Below are 16,912 nucleotides of genomic sequence, written 5' to 3' on the forward strand. Positions count from 1 at the left end.
CCGCCCCGCATCACCCATATCTGGGGTTTCGAAAGCCTTGCACAGCGCGCGTCGCTGCGCAGCACCGCCTTCGCCACCGGCGTCTGGCCTCCGAAGGGCGGCCCGGACAATGTCCGTGAGGCGGTCTCGGTCATCGCGATGCCGGAGGGCGAATGACCTAGGCAATCTTCCATTTCCCGTCCCCAGCGCGCTTCAGTACCGGGTCGCTCACCCGCACATGCTCGGCGAGAAAATCGATGAATGCGCGCACGCGTGCGGGGAGGGGCGCGGCGTGCCCGACATAGACGGCGTGGATGTCTTCGCGGTCGCCGGGATTGTAGCTTTGCAGCACCGGGACGAGACGGCCGGCTTCGATGTCGGGGCCGATGTGGAAGAGGGCGAGGCGGGCGAGGCCGACACCGCCGAGAGCGAGGCGGCGGGCGATTTCGCCGTCGCTGGCGCGCGCGACGGGCGGTGGCAGGGCTTCCTCGGTGCGGTCGCCGCGCCGGAATGGCCAGCCGCCGCGGATGCGCGGAAAAGTCCAGCCGATGCCGCGGTGCTCGGCGATATCCGCCGGCGTCTTCGGCACGCCGAAGCGCGCCAGGTAATTCGGCGCGCCGACCACGACCATGCGACTGGTACCGAGTTTTCGCGCGACAAGGCGTGAAGCTTTCAGGGGCCCGACGCGGATCGCGATGTCGGCGCGTTCCTGCATCAGGTCGATCAGCGTGTCGGTCAGCACGAGGTCGAGAGTGATCTCGGGATGCCGTTCCAGGAAGCGGGGAATCAGCGGCATCACATGCAGCATGCCGAAAGGGATGTTGCAGTTGACAGTGAGCCGGCCGCGCGGCGCCGCGCCTGACGCTGCCTCGCGTTCGGCCTCTTCCATCTCGCCGAGGATGCGCAACGAGCGCTGGTAGAAGGCCTGGCCTTCCTCCGTCAACGTCAGCTTGCGCGTGGTGCGGTTGATCAGTCGCGAGCCGAGGCGCGCCTCCAGCCGCGAGATCAGCTTGCTCACGCCAGACGGCGTCAGGCGCAGTTTTCGTGCGGCCTGGGTGAATCCGCCCAGATCGACGACGCGGACGAAAACCTCCATCTCGGCGGAGCGGTTGGTGTCGAAACGGGCCATGTTGAATTCACGTCATAAATGATTGGATTGCGGACATCCTAATGGTTTTGCTGCGCCGCGGCTATCTGCGTGGCTCGTCTCATCCATTGGAGCCACGCATGCCTCCCGCCGTCCTCGCCCTCACCGCCGGTGCCTTCGGCATCGGCACCACCGAGTTCATCATCATGGGCCTGCTGCTCCAGGTCGCCGCCGACATGCACGTCTCTGTGCCGGTCGCGGGCTTGCTTATCTCCGGCTATGCGCTCGGTGTGTTCGTCGGCGCGCCGGTCCTGACGCTCGCCACACGGCGCATGCCGCGGAAGACCGTGCTGCTGGCGCTGATGGCGATCTTCACGCTCGGCAACGCGGCTTGCGCGCTGGCCCCGAACTACGAATTGCTGATGGCGGCGCGGGTGCTGACCTCGCTCGCCCACGGCACCTTCTTCGGCGTCGGCTCGGTCGTCGCGACCAGCCTCGTTGCGGAGGACAAGCGCGCATCGGCGATTGCGACCATGTTCATCGGCCTGACGGTCGCGACGCTCCTGGGCGTGCCCTTCGGCGCCTGGTTCGGCCTGATGCTCGGCTGGCGCGCGGCGTTCTGGGCGGTGACGGTGATCGGCGTGATCGCCTTTGCCGTGGTGGCGGCGCTTGTGCCCGGCCATGTCGGCAACGGCGACAAGCCGATCTCGCTCTCGGAGGAGATCGCGGTGCTCGGCCGTCCGCAGGTGCTGCTCGGCCTCGCCATGACCGTGTTCGGCTTTGCCGGCCTGTTCGTCGTCTTCACCTATATCCAGCCGATCCTGACGCGCTTCACCGGATTCTCGGAAGCCGCGGTGTCGCCGATCCTGCTGGTGTTCGGTGCAGGTCTCGCGATCGGCAACGTCGCCGGCGGCAAGCTGGCCGATCGCGGCCTTGCGCGCGCCCTGATCGGCACGCTCGCTGCGCTCGCCATCGTGCTGCTTGGCCTTGCCGCCGCGCTGTCGGTCAAGATCGCAGCGATCGCGCTGATCCTGCTGCTCGGCATCGCGGCCTTTGCGACCGTCGCGCCACTCCAGCTTCGCGTGCTGGAAGCCGCCGGCCCCAGCGGCCGCACGCTCGCCTCGAGCCTCAACATCGCTGCCTTCAATCTCGGCAACGCGCTCGGCGCCTGGGCGGGCGGCGTCACCATCGACCGTGGGCTCGGTCTCTCCGCGCTGCCGCTGGTCGCGGCCGGCATCACGGCCGTCGGTCTCGTGCTCGCGCTATGGAGCCTTCAGCTAGATCGAACGCAGTCCGCAGTCGCGGCGTGCCCGGCGGAATAGGAGAATGATCATGGAATATCGCAATCTCGGCGCCTCCGGCCTCAGGGTGCCCGTCCTCAGCTTCGGCACCGGCACGTTTGGCGGCCAAGGCCCGCTGTTCTCGGCCTGGGGCCGCAGCGGCGCGGACGAAGCGCGCAGGCTGGTCGACATCTGCCTCGAAGCCGGCGTCAATCTGTTCGACAGCGCCGATGTCTATTCGAACGGCGCATCCGAGGAAATCCTCGGCGCCGCGATCAAGGGACGCCGCGACAAGGTGCTGATCTCCACCAAGATGAGCCTGCCGATGGGCGACGGTCCGCTCGATGCCGGCTCTTCGCGGTATCGCTTGATCGCCTCGGTCGAAGCTGCGCTGCGGCGGCTCGGCACCGATTACCTCGATCTGCTCCAGCTCCATGCCTTCGATGCGTTCACGCCGATCGAGGAGGTGCTGTCCACCCTCGATACGCTCGTGGGTGCCGGCAAGCTGCGCTATGTCGGTGTCTCCAATTTCGCCGGCTGGCAGCTGATGAAGTCGCTCTCCATCGCCGACCGGCACGGCTGGCCGCGCCATGTCGCGCATCAGGTTTATTACTCGCTGCTCGGCCGCGACTACGAATGGGAGCTGATGCCGCTCGCACGCGACCAGGGCGTCGGCGCGCTGGTCTGGAGCCCGCTCGGCTGGGGTCGGCTCACCGGCAAGATCCGGCGCGGAAAGCAGCTCCCTGCGAGCAGCCGTCTGCACGCCACGACGCAGTTCGGCCCGCCAGTGGACGACGAGCGGCTCTATGCCATCGTCGACGTGCTTGATACGATCGCCGCGGAGACCGGCCGTACCGTGCCGCAAATCGCGATCGCCTGGCTGCTGTCGCGTCCGACCGTATCCTCGGTGATCATCGGCGCCCGCGACGAAGCGCAGTTGTGCGACAATCTCGGCGCGGTTGGCTGGTCGCTGAGCGCTGCGCAGATCGCGCGTCTCGACGAGGTCAGCGCCGTGATGCCGCCTTATCCCTACTACCCCTATCGCATCCAGGAAGGCTTTGCGCGCCTCAATCCGCCGCTGGCGTGACGAACGACTAGTAAAAGGCCGCGATCGCCGTCGCGATTCCCGCTGGAAGGTTCGGCTCGCTCTTCAGCGTGTCCAGGAACACGGGATCGCCTGATACCGTGAGGCCATCCAGCTTGATCGGGTGCAGCGGCTCGGCCGCCGCCGCGACCGCCGCCAGATCCGGACCGGTCCTGACACCGTTATATTCCAGCCGCGGGCGGAGCTGGACGTTGTTGCCGAACTGCTCGTCCAGCGCGAGACGCCATCCGGTGCGTGACACCGTTCCCCGGGCGATCGCATCGCTCATGGCGAGGCTGTGCGGCTGCAATGTGCCGAGATTGCTGAGCGCGGCGCGGAGGCGGCTCGTCGCCTCCGCCAGCGTGATCCTCTCGATCCCGGGATCCTGGTCGGGCGAGGTGAAGTCGATCACCCGTGCGCTGCTGCGGATCTTGAGCGCCTCGCCGATTCCGCCCGCCTTCTGCATGACCGTCTTCGTCCCATAACGGGCTCGTCCGCCGATGGTGACCAGAACGATGTCCTGCTCGCGCGACTTGATCAGATGAGCGTATGGATCGCCGGTGACTCCCTTCACGACCAGAAGGTCGGCGAACTTGCCGCTGCCGATGGTTCCCAGCTTCGCATCCCACTTCAGGATCGTGGCCGGATTGCGCGTCGCCATCGAGGCGATGTCGTAGTCGCTGAAGCCGAGATTGAAATGCGCGGACACGACCTTGGCCGCCTTCAGCTCGCCGAGCAGGTTCTTGCTGCCGGACGGCGACCAGTCCGAGCCGAGCGCAATGGTGAGGCCGGCCGTGCGCGCGGCAACGACATTGGTCGTCTTTCCGTAGAGCAGCAGATTGCTCAGCGGCGACCAGACGACCTTGGCATGATTTTCGGCCATCGTTCCGAAGTCGGTCGCATCGAGCGCTGTGCAATGAATGCCGGCGAGCGACGGTTCGATCGCCCAGTCTCCCTCGGGATTGCGCAGCGCGAGGAAGTGGCTATGCGCCTTGGTGTCGATGCCTTCGCTGAGATGCAGCAGGAAGCACGATGACGATTTCAGCTCCTTGTCGAACTTTGCCCAATCCTCGGCCTCGATGTCGGGAATCTTCGAGTGTGCCTTTGGAAGATCGGGCGGGCTCCCGATCTCCGCGGCGCGCAACGCGCCCTTGTAGTATTTGTGGATCGTGCCGCTCCAGTTCGACAGCGTGATCCCCTGGCTCGTCGTCGTGCCCGCGACCATGCATTTGGCTTCGACATAGCGAACCAGGGCCGGCAGCAGCGAGCCGTCGTCGGCCAGCGCGATCGCGCTCATGGGGCCGGTCACGGAGGTCTTGTACGATTTGGCGTTCTGCCATTGGTCGCGATTGACGTAGGGCTGCGGCACGCTCCAGAGCGGCAGGATGTTGTAACTCAGGTGATTATGCAGCTCGATCAGGCCGGGATAGATGGTGCCGCCGGTCGCCACTGCAACGACGGCCTCGAAGCCCGCCGGGGCCGGCTGTCCCTTGGGTACGATCGCGGCGATGCGATTGTCCTCGATGAAGATCGTCCCGCTCTTGATGACGTCGTTCTCCGCGGTCATCGTCACGATCCGCCCGCTCAGGGCCCATCGCTTCGGGTTGGCAGCCGGGCTCATGGGATCACTCCGTCGGGGATGGTGATCGTGATCGTGCGCCGCTTGGCGGCCGCGTCGGCGCCCTGGCGCACGGCCCATGGCGTGTCTCCGCGCATCCACGCCGGCAGTCCGGCGGGAAGATCCTTTGCGATGATGTCGAAGAGCTCACTCGGTTTGAAGGCGTCGCCATATGGCACGAGCGCCGTCGGTACGTCGGGATGCTGGACCCCAGGTGCGAGAGCCGCGAGCGCGGCGTTCCACTTGGTCAGCATGATCTTGGTGTTCGCGGCCCGCGTCGCGTTATCGTGGGCCGAGCTTTCCGGCCAGGTCGGGTGCGTGATGTGCTGATAGGCCAAGCTCTTGTAGGCCGCGCCCTCGGACGTCTTGAGCCAGGCTTTCCAGGCCTCGTCGGCGAGGCCGCCGAGCGAAACAACGGCCTCGATATTGCCGGGCGCGAGCACGGCCTTGAACCATTTGTTGCGGTAGTCGACGATGCCCGGCTCGTTCTTGTGCTTGTTGCCGCCGCTCTGCCCGTAGACGCTGTACAGGAAGGTGTTCACCATCACGTAGCTCCGCGTGATGCCGAGCTTCGCCAGGAAACCTTGCGTCCGGCGGCCCGCGGTGCCGACCAGGATCCTGCGCACGATCGTCTCGTGCTGGGCGGGATCCTGACCGACGACGAGCATGCGCGCCGATCCGTCGAGCCGGCCGCGATGAAAGATCGGCCCCCATTCAATCCGGAAATCGTCGGGATCGTAGGTTTCAGCGGCCGGATAGTCGGCGCACAGATCGCGAAATGGCTGCTGGTCGTATCCGCTGTCGAATTCCACGAGCATGGCAAATGCTCCGATGTGTCGCTGTCAGGTAGCTAGGTCAAAAAACCTAATCGCCATGGCACAATCTTGGCGGTGGTTTGTTCCAACATTCAACCAATATATGGGTCAGGAGAGGGGAGCCAAAGGTTCATGCGCGTCTCTCGCGCCGGCCCGTGGCAGAGCGTCGCGGCGACGCGCCATGCAGAAACGCGCCTGTACACGCACGCGTGATCTCCATAACCTCCGCCGCGCAATTTTTTGGAGATGCGGCGTGGCGAAGAAGACGGCGACGAAGAAGAAAAGTGTTGCAAGGAAAGTAACGAAGACCTCGGTCAAGACGAGGACCGCCCGCAAGGGGGCCGTTGCGAAGGCGGCCAAGAAGACGGTCAAGAAGCCGGCGCCGCGCAAGTCGGCCACGGCGCGCCGTCCGAAAGGTCCGGTCTGGCAATGGTCCGCGGTCGACACCGCAGCCGCGATCCGCAACGGCGCGATCTCCGCGGTCGAGACCGTCGAAGCGCATCTGGACCGGATGCGCGCCGTCAATCCGCGGCTGAACGCGGTTGTCGTCGATCTCAGCGAGGAAGCGCTGAAGGCCGCGCATGCGGCCGACAAGCAGCGCGCCAAGGGCGGCGCGCTCGGCCTGCTGCACGGCGTGCCCATCACGATCAAGGAGAATGTCGACTACGAAGGCCGGCCGAATTTCAACGGCGTGCCCGCCAACAAGGATTTTGTCGCGCCGTCGGACTCGCCCGTGGTGCGCAATCTCAAGAAAGCCGGCGCGATCGTCATCGGCCTCACCAACACGCCGGAATTCTCCTTCCGCGGCTTCACCGACAATCCGCTGCACGGGCTGACGCTGAACCCCTGGGACCCGAACATCACCTGCGGCGGCTCTTCGGGGGGCGCCGGCTCGGCGGTTGCGGCCGGCATCGGCACCATCGCCCATGGCAATGATATCGGCGGCTCGCTGCGCTGGCCGGCGCATTGCAACGGCGTCGCCACCATCAAGCCGACCCAGGGCCGCATCCCCGCCTTCAACGGAAGCGCCACGGCCGAGCGGCCGATGCTGGCGCATCTGATGTCAGCGCAAGGCCCGCTCGCCCGACACGTCGGCGACGTCCGCCTCGCGCTCGATGTGATGAGCCAGCGCGATCCGCGCGATCCCTGGTGGGTGCCGGCGCCGCTGGCCGGGCCGAAGCCGAAGGGACCGATCAAGGTCGCACTGGCCAGGATTCCGGAGGATATGGACGTCGATCCGTCCGTCCGCGCGGCGCTGCGTCAGGCCGCCGATCACCTGGAGCGTTCCGGCTATCGCGTGGCCGAGGTCGATGTCCCCAACATCGACGGGGTCTGGCAGACCTGGTGCGACATCATCACCAACGAGACCGTGGTGATGCAGGAGGCCGGCATGCTGAAGGTGACGTCCGAGGACTTCCACAAGGCCTGGGGCGGCATGAAGACCAAGGCCAATGTGCTCGATCTCAAGGCCTGGATGCAGGCGACGGCCGCACGCAACGGCCACATCCGCGCCTGGCAATTGTTCTTCGAGGAGTATCCGGTCGTGCTGGCGCCGACCACGGTGAAGCCGACGCCGGGTCCGCGCGACGACACCGTCAGTGCCGATCGCGTGAAGGAAATCTTCTGGGGCGAGATTCGCTTCATCTCCGCCATCAACGTGCTGGGCCTGCCCGGCGCGGTGGTGCCGGTGACCCTGCATGACGGCCAGCCGATCGGCGTGCAGCTCATCGCGGGACGCTATCGCGAGGACCTCGCGCTCGATGCGGCGGCCGCGATCGAGAAGCGCGCCGGTGTGCTCGCTCATCGGCTGTGGGAGACAATGGCCTGAATCAGCGGTCCAAGGGCTTCGCGCGTCACGCGCGGAGCCCGGACGTTGGGGATCAGTTGGTCAGATGCGAGGCGGCGATCGCCTTCTGGAACAGCGCGTTCAGCGCGTCGCTGATGCTGGCATCGCTCGAGACTTCGTAATAGTAACCCGACGTCGCGCAAGCCTGCATCTTGGTTGCGATCGAGCTGCGCCATGGCGCAATATAGGTGTTGTACCAGCTGTTGTTGGTGATCGCGAGGTAGGTGGTGTAGAGCACGGCGATCTTGACGCCGCGTGCCTTGATGGTGTCGCAGATCGTGGTCGTCAGCGGCTCCTGGCATCGGCCCGACGATGAGATCACGGACTTGCTGCAGCTCGAGGGATAGTAATAGTCGGCCACGCCGTCAGAGACGAAGAACAGCCATTTCTGCGGCGACGACGAGGAGCCGTCGCCGGGTGTCGGAATCGTGCCGTTCATCGACGTCAGGGTACCGTCGAAATCCGTGCACATGTCGTTGTTGTAGTTGGTATAGGGGATCGTCATCAGGTCGACGCCGGAAACCGCCGTCTTCACCGAGGAGAGGCTCGACGAAAGCGCGGATATTGTCGTCAGGCCGATCGAGCTGCAATCGCTGCCCATCGTGTAGACCGCCATCCGGTACTGGTTGCTCACCAGCTGGCTCGCGGTCGCGGTCTCCGTCAGCGACTGCGTCGCGTCACGCACCAGGTCGATCCGCATCTTGATCCCCAGCTTCTTCGCGATCGAGTAGTAGCTCGACGTCTGAAGCGTCTTCTTCGAGCTCGACGTATAGGTGTCGTGGCAGGCGAACGCGCAGCTGTCGGAAGTCGCTTTCTGGAGCGCCGTCATGTCGGCCGTGGTGGCGCCGAGCCCTTGCGACGGCGAGTTGTCCAAGAGCACGTAGAAGTCGATGTAGGCGGGCAGCGAAGCTGCTGCGGTCGAGTTCGCCGAGACCACGAGACTCTTGTAGCCGACGACACCCATGAAATAGGTCGTCACGGTCGTCGTGGCTGTCCCGACAGCCGTGCGCGTCGTGACGCTGTCGGTCACGTTGATGGTCACCGAGCTCGTCGTCAAGCCGAGGGCGGACATTTGTCCGGTGAAGGCATTTACGGCATCGGTCTGCGCCGTCGATGCGCTCTTCGTGATCTCGCTCTTGGCGGTGGCGACCAGCACGGCGGTGTCGAGTGCGGCCACCAGCTTCGCTTTGGCGCGCGCGGCGAACGAGTAGTCGATGGCGGCGCCGACGAAGGACACCAGCGGCACCAGTGCGAGCGCGAAGATGATGGCGATGTTACCGCGGCGGTCGGAGACAAAGCGGGAGAGCAGGCGATGAGCATTCCCGGTAGCAAGGGTCAAGCAAACGCATCCTTCAACGAAAACCGATGCGCCAGTCTAGCCCGCCGAAACTTACGTATCGGTTGATCGCGGCGTGACCACGCATGTCCTGTACGTTGCAGATCGTGTCGACATGCACCGAGAGCCTGTAAAAAACGAGGTTTTCGCGCAAGAGCGATGCTGAGACCCGTAGTATCACGGATGATGCGTGACGCGTCTTCCGCAGGTGTTGGCGTGCACGTAAGCCGCGTCGCGCGGAGATGCATCAACTTGCAGTAAGGGCGAGGACATGCAGGAGGTCCATCCGATCATTGTTCACGCCGTGATGACGCCCGCTCTCCTTGCACTGCAGGGCGATCGCATATGGCAGAAAATGTGGCGGGGCAGGTCGCGGCCATCTTTCGAGATGCCCGCCGGCGGCGGGCCCCTCAGGATGAGGTCGCGTTTTGCGGCGAGATATCCGCCGAGCGTGACGCCCGGAATTCCAGTTCATTAATCCAATTTGACGCGAATTTTAGCCAATTCACCAACAGGCGTTAGGGTTACTTCCTCGACCTCTATGCGAATTATTGTCCGCTTTACCACCCGCCTCTAACAGAGGGACGGCGGACAACGCACATGCCTCATACAGGCCAATAAGTGCGGCCCGCTCCACGCGGAGGTGGCACGATGCGCAACGAGACGATCGCTATTCACGCCGGCTATGAGCCCGAAGCCACCACGCACGCGGTGGCCGTGCCGATCTACCAGACCGCGGCCTATGCCTTCGACAGCGCCGATCACGGCGCCGCGCTCTTCAATCTCGAGGCCGAAGGTTTTCGCTACAGCCGCATCGCCAATCCGACCAGCGCGGTGCTGGAGAAGCGCATCGCCCAGCTCGAAGGCGGCGTCGGCGCGCTCGCAGTCGCGACCGGGCAGGCGGCGCTGCATTTCGCCTTCGTCAACGTCGCCGATCACGGCGGCAACATCGTTTCCGTGCCGCAGCTCTACGGCACCACGCACACGCTGCTCTCGCACATCCTGCCACGCCAGGGGATCGTCGGCCGCTTTGCCGAGAGCGACAAGCCTGAGGCGATCGCGAAGCTGATCGACGAGAACACTCGCGCCGTGTTCGCCGAGACCATCGGCAATCCCGCCGGCAATGTCTGCGATATCGAGGCCTTGGCCAAGATCGCGCATGCCCATGGCGTGCCGCTCATCGTGGACAACACGGTCGCGACCCCGATCCTGCTCAAGCCGTTCGACTACGGCGCCGACATCGCCGTGCATTCGCTCACCAAGTTTCTGGGCGGCCATGGCACGACGCTGGGCGGAGCCATCGTCGATTCCGGAAACTTCCCCTGGGCCAAGCACGCGGACCGTTTCCCGGCCTACAACAAGCCCGACGCCTCCTATCACGGTCTCGTCTATGCCGAACGCTTCGGCAGGACCGCCTATATCGAGCGCGCCCGCAGCGTCTATCAGCGCACCATGGGCTCGGTGCTGTCGCCGTTCAACGCCTTCCTGCTGCTCCAGGGTATCGAGACCGTCGCGCTGCGGATGGAGCGCCACTGCGAGAACGCCCGCAAGGTCGCCGAATTCCTGCGCAAGGACTCGCGCGTCGCCTGGGTCAACTACACCGGCTTTCCGGACAGCCCCTATTACCCGCTCGTTCATAAATACCTCGACGGTAACGCCTCCTCGCTGTTCACGTTCGGCATCAAGGGCGGCATGGAGGCCGGCAAGGCCTTCTACGATGCGCTGAAGCTGATCACGCGCCTCGTCAATATCGGCGATGCCAAGTCGCTGGCGTGCCATCCGGCCTCGACCACCCACCGGCAGATGTCGACGGAGCAGCAGCGCGTCGCCGGCGTGCTGCCGGAGACGATCCGCCTGTCGATCGGCATCGAGCATTCCGCAGATATCATCGAGGACATCGACCAGGCGCTCGAGAAGGCCTGCCCGTCGGCACGCCTCCAGGCCGCGGAGTAGACGACGGCGCCGATGACGATCTTGATCGACAGGGATCAAGGCATATCGAGCCCGGCGCTGGTGCCGGCCGACGGCGATCTCGCACGCGACCGCGTTGGCACTGAGCTCACCGTCGGCCTGATCAACAACATGCCGGACCCGGCATTGAAGGCGACCGAGCGGCAGTTCATGAAGCTGCTTCAGGCCGCCGCAGGCCCGCGCCGCATCCGCTTCCATTGTTTCTCACTGCCCTCGGTGAAGCGCTCGCCGGAAGCGAAGTGGCATGTCGAGAGTGAATATTCGGAACTCTCCGAGCTCGGACGCCACAAGTTCGACGGGCTGATCGTGACCGGCGCCGAGCCGGTCGCACCCGAACTCGACCAGGAACCATACTGGCGTGATCTCACCGAGCTGATCGACTGGGCCAAGGTCAACACGCGCTCGGCGATCTGGTCGTGCCTCGCCGCGCATGCGGCGGTGCTGCATCTCGACCGTATCGAACGGCGGCGGCTGTCGGCCAAATGTCACGGCATTTTCGACTGCGAAGCCGTAACGAACGATTCCCTGACGCGGGCCGCGCCTGCGCCGCTCAAGATCTCGCATTCGCGTTTGAACGAGATCGCGGAGGGCGATCTGGCGCAGGCCGGGTACCAGGTGCTGACGCGTTCGGCAAAGGCCGGTGTCGATATCTTCGTCCGGCAATATGCCAGCCGCTTCGTGTTCTTCCAGGGGCACCCGGAATACGATGCGCTGTCGCTCCAGCGCGAATATTTGCGCGACATCGGCCGCTATCTCGCGCGCGAGCGCGAGACTTATCCGCACCTGCCCGTGAGCTATTTTGACGCAGCGACTGAAGAGAAACTCAATCGCTTCGAGAAGAAGGCGGCCCACCAGCGCCACCCGGCGCTCAGCAACGAACTGCCAGCGCTGAGTTTGCGCACAGATATCGCCGCTGGCAGCGCCGCTGCGGCGCTTTTCCGCAACTGGCTGCAATATCTCGGCGCGGAAGCCGATACCTCGGTCCCTGCACGCTAGACGAAGGTCGTTGGTTCCGCGTTAGGATTACCCGGGCGTTAGGCTTGCCTCAACCAGCGCACGAATGTTTCAGTAGAGAAATACGGAATCACAGGAAACGCAGTCGTGTGGTCGGCACTCCAGGGACGCGTGAGCAATCGGCTGGCCCGGCATTTCCGCGCCGCGCCGCACCGCCTGCCTGCGCATGCGCCGATGGTGAGCTTCACCTTCGACGACGCCCCCGATAGCGCCGCAGGCGAGGGCGCCGAGCTTCTGGAGAAGCATGGCGGCCGCGGCACGTACTACCTGGCCGGCAGCTTGATCGATCGTCCGTCGGATCATTGGCACGGCCTGTCGAATGACGCGATCGTGCGGCTTCACCGGGGCGGCCATGAGATTGCCTGCCACACCTTCTCGCACCAGAGCTCGGCCAATCTCGACGAGGCCGCCATGGCCCGCGAAATCGAACGGAATCGCAGCCACTTCCGCGACATAGATTCCTCGATCAAGCTGGAGAACTTCGCCTATCCCTATGGGATCGCCTCGGTCTGGCGCAAGCCGCAGCTCGCAAAGACCTTCCGCTCGGCGCGCGGTATCCTTCCCGGCGTTAATCGCGACGTCATCGACCTCCAGTTCCTGCGCGCCTCGCCTCTGGTCGATTGCGAGATCGATATTGCGGGCGTCGATCGCTATTTCGACGAGGCGGTCGCAAGCGGCGGATGGCTGATTTTCTACGGCCACGATGTCGCCAACGCGCCAAGCCCCTATGGCTGCACGCCGCACCTGATGCGCCAAGCGCTGGAGGCGGCCCAGCGACGTAGCATGCCGATCGTGACCGTCGCGGAAGCGCTGCGACGAATCGGGGCGTAGCTGCTTCTTCCCTTCGCCCCTTGCGGGAGAAGGTGGCATAGGCGGCCTTTGGCCGCCGTTCTTAAGGAACGCCGAAGCGAGGCTTCGGCTATGGCGCAGGATGAGGGTTCTCTCGTCATATTCTCCGCTAGAGATTTATTCGCGGATAGAACCCCTCGCCCGTCTCGCCGCTATGCGGCGAGCCACCCTCTGCCGCAAGGGGAGAGAGGGGAAGAGTCGCGTCTTGCCGCGCAAACGGTCTTGCCACGCCGCCGCCGTCATGCGACTGGCCTTGTGACGAATCTCACGGCCTTGCACCGACACACCCATGACCGCTTCCTCTACCGCTCCGCTGCCTGCGCCGGCCAACGGCCGCGATGCGCTGTCGGTGCTGCATTCGGTGTTCGGCCTGCCGGGGTTCCGCGGTGCACAGGGTGAGATCATCCGGCACGTCACGGACGGCGGCAATTGCCTGGTCTTGATGCCGACCGGCGGCGGCAAGTCGCTATGCTATCAACTGCCGTCGCTGCTGCGCGAAGGCTGCGGCATCGTGGTGTCGCCGCTGATTGCGCTGATGCGCGACCAGGTCGCCGGCCTGATCGAGGCCGGCGTCAATGCCGCGGCGCTGAACTCATCGCTGACATTCCAGGAAGCTTCCGACATCGAGCGCCGCCTGATCGCGGGCGATCTCGACCTTCTCTATGTCGCGCCAGAACGCCTGGTGACGCCGCGCTGCCTGTCGATGCTGGCGCAGGCCAAGGTCGCGCTGTTCGCCATCGACGAAGCGCACTGCGTCTCGCAATGGGGCCACGATTTCCGCCCCGAATATGTCGGCCTCTCCATCATTGCCGAACGCTTTCCAGACGTGCCGCGCATCGCGCTGACCGCGACCGCCGACGAGCTGACGCGCAAGGAGATCGTCGAGCGCCTGAAGCTTACGGACAGCCCGCAATTCGTCTCGAGCTTCGACCGCCCAAATATCCGCTACGAGATCGTCGACAAGCGCAACGCAGTGTCGCAGTTGAAGGAATTCATCCGGGAGCGTCATGCGGGCGACGCCGGCGTGGTCTATTGCCTGTCGCGCAATCGCGTCGAGGAGGTCGCCGCTGCGCTCGACGACGCCGGCATTGCGGCGCTGCCCTATCACGCCGGGCTCGACAGCAGCGTGCGCTCGCGCAACCAGGACCGGTTCCTCAACGAGGACGGCATCGTCATCGTCGCGACCATCGCCTTCGGCATGGGCATCGACAAGCCCGACGTGCGCTTCGTCGCCCATCTCGACCTGCCGAAGAGCATCGAGGCCTATTATCAGGAGACGGGCCGCGCCGGTCGCGACGGCAAGCCGTCCGCGGCCTGGATGGCCTACGGTCTCTCGGACATCGTGCAGCAGCGCCGCATGATCGACGAGTCCAGCGGTTCTGACGATTTCAAGCGGGTATCGATCGGCAAGCTCGACGCGCTGGTCGGCCTCGCCGAGACCGCACAGTGTCGGCGCAAGCGGCTGCTCGCCTATTTCGGCGAGACGGAGGCCGCGACCAATTGCGGCAATTGCGACAATTGCCTGACGCCGCCCAAGATGCGCGATGGCAAGGTGCTGGCGCAAAAACTGCTGTCCTGCGCCTACCGGACCGGGCAACGTTTCGGCGCGATGCACCTGATCGACGTGCTGATCGGACGTCTGACCGAGAAGGTGACGCAGTTCGGCCACGGCAAGCTGTCGGTGTTCGGCATCGGCCGCGAACTGAACGAGAAGCAGTGGCGCACGGTGCTGCGGCAACTAGTGGCGATGGGACATTTGCAGAGCGACAGCGAAGCCTTTGGCGCGCTGAAGCTGACGGAGTCCGCGCGCGGAGTCCTGCGCGGGGAGACCGAGGTGTGGCTGCGCGAGGAAGCGCCGGGCACGCGTGTTCGCGCAAGCCGGACGAACTCCCGCCGCGGCGATCTCGCGCCGGCGGCGAATGCGCCGCAAGGCGATGTCGATCCCGAATTGCGCGCGCGCCTGCGGTCCTGGCGTTCAGATGTCGCGCGCGAGCGCGGCGTGCCCGCCTATGTCGTGCTGCACGACGCCACCATCGACGGCATCGTCCGGGCCTGGCCGACGACGCTCGACGAACTGCGCGGCGTGCCGGGCATCGGCGACAAGAAGCTCGAGCATTACGGCGACGAGCTGTTGCAGATCATCAGGACGCGGTAGGGCGCCTATCCATCCGCATCGTCCTCCCGGACAAGCGCAGCGAAGCTGCGTGCAGATCCGGGATCCATAGCCACAGGCCGATGTGGTTAGGGCAAGCCGGCAACCACGAGTCTTCGCCAAATACGATCCTGTGGCTATGGGTCCCGGGCTCGCGACTTCGTCGCGCCCCGGGACGACAGCCTCGGTGTGTACGACTCAGCCGTTCCTGAATGCGTAAGCATACCCGTTCAACGCAGGTGCGCCGCCGAGATGCGCGTACAAGATCTTCGCGCCCTTCTCGAAATAGCCCTTCTGCGCGAGGTCGATCAGGCCCTGCATCGATTTGCCCTCGTAGACGGGGTCGGTGATCATGCCTTCGAGGCGCGCGGTGAGACGGATCGCTTCCTTGGTCTCTTCCGACGGCACGCCATAGGCGGGATAGGCGTAATCCTCGATCAGCACGACGTCGTCGGCGACGAGATCCTTGCCGAGCTCGACGAGTTTTGCGGTGTTCTGCGCGATCTCGAGCACCTGCGCCTTGGTCTGCGCCGGCGTGAAGGACGCGTCGATGCCGATCACCTTTCGCGCGCGGCCGTCGGCGGCGAAGCCGACCAGCATGCCGGCATGAGTCGAGCCGGTGACGGTGCAGACCACGATGTAATCGAACTTGAAGCCGAGCTCGGTCTCCTGCTTGCGCACTTCCTCGGCGAAGCCGACATAGCCGAGGCCGCCGAATTTGTGCACGGAGGCGCCGGCGGGAATCGCATAAGGCTTGCCGCCCGCTGCCTTCACCTCGTTGATCGCCTGCTCCCAGCTCTTGCGGATGCCGATGTCGAAGCCGTCGTCGACCAGGCGCACGTCGGCGCCCATGATGCGCGACAACATGATGTTGCCGACACGGTCATAGACCGCGTCCTCGTGCGGCACCCAGGCTTCCTGCACCAGGCGGCACTTCATGCCGATCTTGGCCGCGACCGCCGCGACCATGCGGGTGTGGTTGGACTGCACGCCACCGATCGAGACCAGCGTGTCCGCATTCGAGGCGATCGCGTCGGGGATGATGTATTCGAGTTTGCGCAGCTTGTTGCCGCCATAGGCAAGGCCGGAATTGCAGTCCTCGCGCTTGGCATAGATCTCGACATTGCCGCCGAGATGCTTCGACAGCCGCTCCAGCCTCTCGATGGGCGTCGGGCCGAAGGTCAGCGGATAGCGCGCGAATTTGTCCAGCATCATTGGGTCATCCCGATTGGCGTTGAATTGGCTCAAGCGCCTAGCACCGCCGCGGACAAATGTGCTTTCAAATATTGCGCAACAAATGCCGAAAATCTTGCAGGTATACGTCCAATAGATCTATTTTATTCCGAGATAGATCTAAATTGCGAAGTTTCTTCCATGCCCGCTCGACTCGATCGCACTGACCTTAAGATGCTGAGATTGTTGCAGAATAACGGCCGGCTCAGCAATGCGGAGCTGGCGGAAACCGTCGCCATCAGTCCCGCCACCTGCCATCGCCGCACCCAGCGCCTGTTCGAGGACGGCTTCATCGCCGCCGTCCGTGCCATGGTCGCCCCGAAGAAGGTGGCGAAGGGCACGCTGGTGATGGTCGGCGTCGTGCTCGACCGCTCGACCCCGGAGAGTTTTGCCACCTTCGAGCAAGCGATCACCAGGCTGAAATGCGTGCTCGACTGCCACCTCGTCGCCGGCGACTTCGACTATTTCCTCAAAATCCGCGTTGGCGACATGGAGGATTTCAACCGCATCCACGGCGAACAGCTCATCGCGTTGCCCGGCGTGCGCCAGACCCGCACCTTCTTCGTGATGAAGGAAGTCGTCGACAACGCGCCGCTGGAGTTCTGAGCATAGCGTTTTCCAGCGAAGTGGAAGCTGGTTCGCGCCAGA

Annotated in this window: 13 protein-coding genes; 8 read left to right on the top strand and 5 right to left on the bottom strand. The window is 64.7% G+C overall.

Annotated features, from left to right (window positions below; translation table 11 throughout):
* Positions 1 to 157 precede the first annotated feature (157 nt).
* A complete protein-coding gene (locus JQ627_RS37830) occupies positions 158 to 1,108 on the bottom strand; it encodes a LysR family transcriptional regulator (RefSeq protein WP_212489409.1) in 951 nt (316 codons plus the stop codon).
* A gap of 98 nt (positions 1,109 to 1,206) precedes the next feature.
* Between JQ627_RS37830 and JQ627_RS37835 the strand changes: the two genes are divergently transcribed.
* Entirely contained in the window at positions 1,207 to 2,388 is a 1,182-nt protein-coding gene (locus JQ627_RS37835) for an MFS transporter (protein ID WP_212489410.1), read from the top strand.
* Positions 2,389 to 2,398: 10 nt separating this feature from the next.
* Positions 2,399 to 3,433: an aldo/keto reductase gene (locus JQ627_RS37840; protein ID WP_212489411.1), complete on the top strand. Its 1,035-nt coding sequence runs from the start codon at positions 2,399 to 2,401 to the stop codon at positions 3,431 to 3,433.
* A gap of 7 nt (positions 3,434 to 3,440) precedes the next feature.
* Here the strand turns inward: JQ627_RS37840 and JQ627_RS37845 are convergent, their stop codons facing one another.
* Positions 3,441 to 5,051, bottom strand: coding sequence for an amidohydrolase family protein (locus JQ627_RS37845; protein ID WP_212489412.1), 1,611 nt, complete (start codon positions 5,049 to 5,051; stop codon positions 3,441 to 3,443).
* Positions 5,048 to 5,866: a uracil-DNA glycosylase gene (locus JQ627_RS37850; RefSeq protein ID WP_212489413.1), complete on the bottom strand. Its 819-nt coding sequence runs from the start codon at positions 5,864 to 5,866 to the stop codon at positions 5,048 to 5,050. Before JQ627_RS37850 ends, JQ627_RS37845 begins: the two co-directional genes overlap by 4 nt.
* Positions 5,867 to 6,116: 250 nt before the next feature.
* Between JQ627_RS37850 and JQ627_RS37855 the strand changes: the two genes are divergently transcribed.
* Positions 6,117 to 7,691, top strand: a complete 1,575-nt coding sequence (locus tag JQ627_RS37855) for an amidase family protein (protein WP_212489414.1) — start codon at positions 6,117 to 6,119, stop codon at positions 7,689 to 7,691.
* A 52-nt stretch (positions 7,692 to 7,743) separates the two neighbouring features.
* On the opposite strand, the gene JQ627_RS37860 is transcribed toward JQ627_RS37855, so the two are convergent.
* Positions 7,744 to 9,048, bottom strand: a complete 1,305-nt coding sequence (locus JQ627_RS37860) for a TadE/TadG family type IV pilus assembly protein (protein ID WP_212489415.1) — start codon at positions 9,046 to 9,048, stop codon at positions 7,744 to 7,746.
* Between the two features lie 648 nt (positions 9,049 to 9,696).
* Here JQ627_RS37860 and JQ627_RS37865 point away from each other — a divergent pair.
* The 4 genes from JQ627_RS37865 to recQ all read left to right on the top strand — a co-directional run bounded on the left by JQ627_RS37865 (position 9,697) and on the right by recQ (position 15,034).
* On the top strand, positions 9,697 to 10,998 hold the full coding sequence (locus JQ627_RS37865; RefSeq protein ID WP_212489416.1) for an O-acetylhomoserine aminocarboxypropyltransferase/cysteine synthase family protein: 1,302 nt from the start codon (positions 9,697 to 9,699) through the stop codon (positions 10,996 to 10,998).
* Positions 10,999 to 11,010: 12 nt separating this feature from the next.
* Complete coding sequence (locus JQ627_RS37870; protein WP_212489417.1) at positions 11,011 to 12,012, top strand: homoserine O-succinyltransferase; 1,002 nt, start codon at positions 11,011 to 11,013, stop codon at positions 12,010 to 12,012.
* 105 nt (positions 12,013 to 12,117) lie between these two features.
* A complete protein-coding gene (locus tag JQ627_RS37875; RefSeq protein ID WP_212489418.1) occupies positions 12,118 to 12,861 on the top strand; it encodes a polysaccharide deacetylase family protein in 744 nt (247 codons plus the stop codon).
* 307 nt (positions 12,862 to 13,168) lie between these two features.
* Complete coding sequence (recQ, locus tag JQ627_RS37880; protein WP_212489419.1) at positions 13,169 to 15,034, top strand: DNA helicase RecQ; 1,866 nt, start codon at positions 13,169 to 13,171, stop codon at positions 15,032 to 15,034.
* Positions 15,035 to 15,229: 195 nt separating this feature from the next.
* On the opposite strand, the gene JQ627_RS37885 is transcribed toward recQ, so the two are convergent.
* Complete coding sequence (locus tag JQ627_RS37885; RefSeq protein WP_212489438.1) at positions 15,230 to 16,243, bottom strand: 1-aminocyclopropane-1-carboxylate deaminase; 1,014 nt, start codon at positions 16,241 to 16,243, stop codon at positions 15,230 to 15,232.
* 162 nt (positions 16,244 to 16,405) lie between these two features.
* Here JQ627_RS37885 and JQ627_RS37890 point away from each other — a divergent pair, with 162 nt between their 5' ends.
* Positions 16,406 to 16,870 carry an Lrp/AsnC family transcriptional regulator gene (locus tag JQ627_RS37890; RefSeq protein WP_212489420.1) on the top strand — a complete coding sequence of 155 codons (465 nt, stop codon included), beginning with the start codon at positions 16,406 to 16,408 and terminating at the stop codon, positions 16,868 to 16,870.
* Positions 16,871 to 16,912 lie beyond the last annotated feature (42 nt).

This window comes from Bradyrhizobium liaoningense, from assembly GCF_018130785.1.
Classification (GTDB): Bacteria; Pseudomonadota; Alphaproteobacteria; order Rhizobiales; family Xanthobacteraceae; genus Bradyrhizobium; species Bradyrhizobium liaoningense_A.

Bases quoted from the DNA above. Each gene is read 5' to 3' on its own strand.
- JQ627_RS37830 (WP_212489409.1), bottom strand. From the start codon at position 1,108: ATGGCCCGTTTCGACACCAACCGCTCCGCCGAGATGGAGGTTTTCGTC.
- JQ627_RS37835 (WP_212489410.1), top strand. From the start codon at position 1,207: ATGCCTCCCGCCGTCCTCGCCCTCACCGCCGGTGCCTTCGGCATCGGC.
- JQ627_RS37840 (WP_212489411.1), top strand. From the start codon at position 2,399: ATGGAATATCGCAATCTCGGCGCCTCCGGCCTCAGGGTGCCCGTCCTC.
- JQ627_RS37845 (WP_212489412.1), bottom strand. From the start codon at position 5,051: ATGAGCCCGGCTGCCAACCCGAAGCGATGGGCCCTGAGCGGGCGGATC.
- JQ627_RS37850 (WP_212489413.1), bottom strand. From the start codon at position 5,866: ATGCTCGTGGAATTCGACAGCGGATACGACCAGCAGCCATTTCGCGAT.
- JQ627_RS37865 (WP_212489416.1), top strand. From the start codon at position 9,697: ATGCGCAACGAGACGATCGCTATTCACGCCGGCTATGAGCCCGAAGCC.
- JQ627_RS37870 (WP_212489417.1), top strand. From the start codon at position 11,011: ATGACGATCTTGATCGACAGGGATCAAGGCATATCGAGCCCGGCGCTG.
- recQ (WP_212489419.1), top strand. From the start codon at position 13,169: ATGACCGCTTCCTCTACCGCTCCGCTGCCTGCGCCGGCCAACGGCCGC.
- JQ627_RS37885 (WP_212489438.1), bottom strand. From the start codon at position 16,243: ATGCTGGACAAATTCGCGCGCTATCCGCTGACCTTCGGCCCGACGCCC.
- JQ627_RS37890 (WP_212489420.1), top strand. From the start codon at position 16,406: ATGCCCGCTCGACTCGATCGCACTGACCTTAAGATGCTGAGATTGTTG.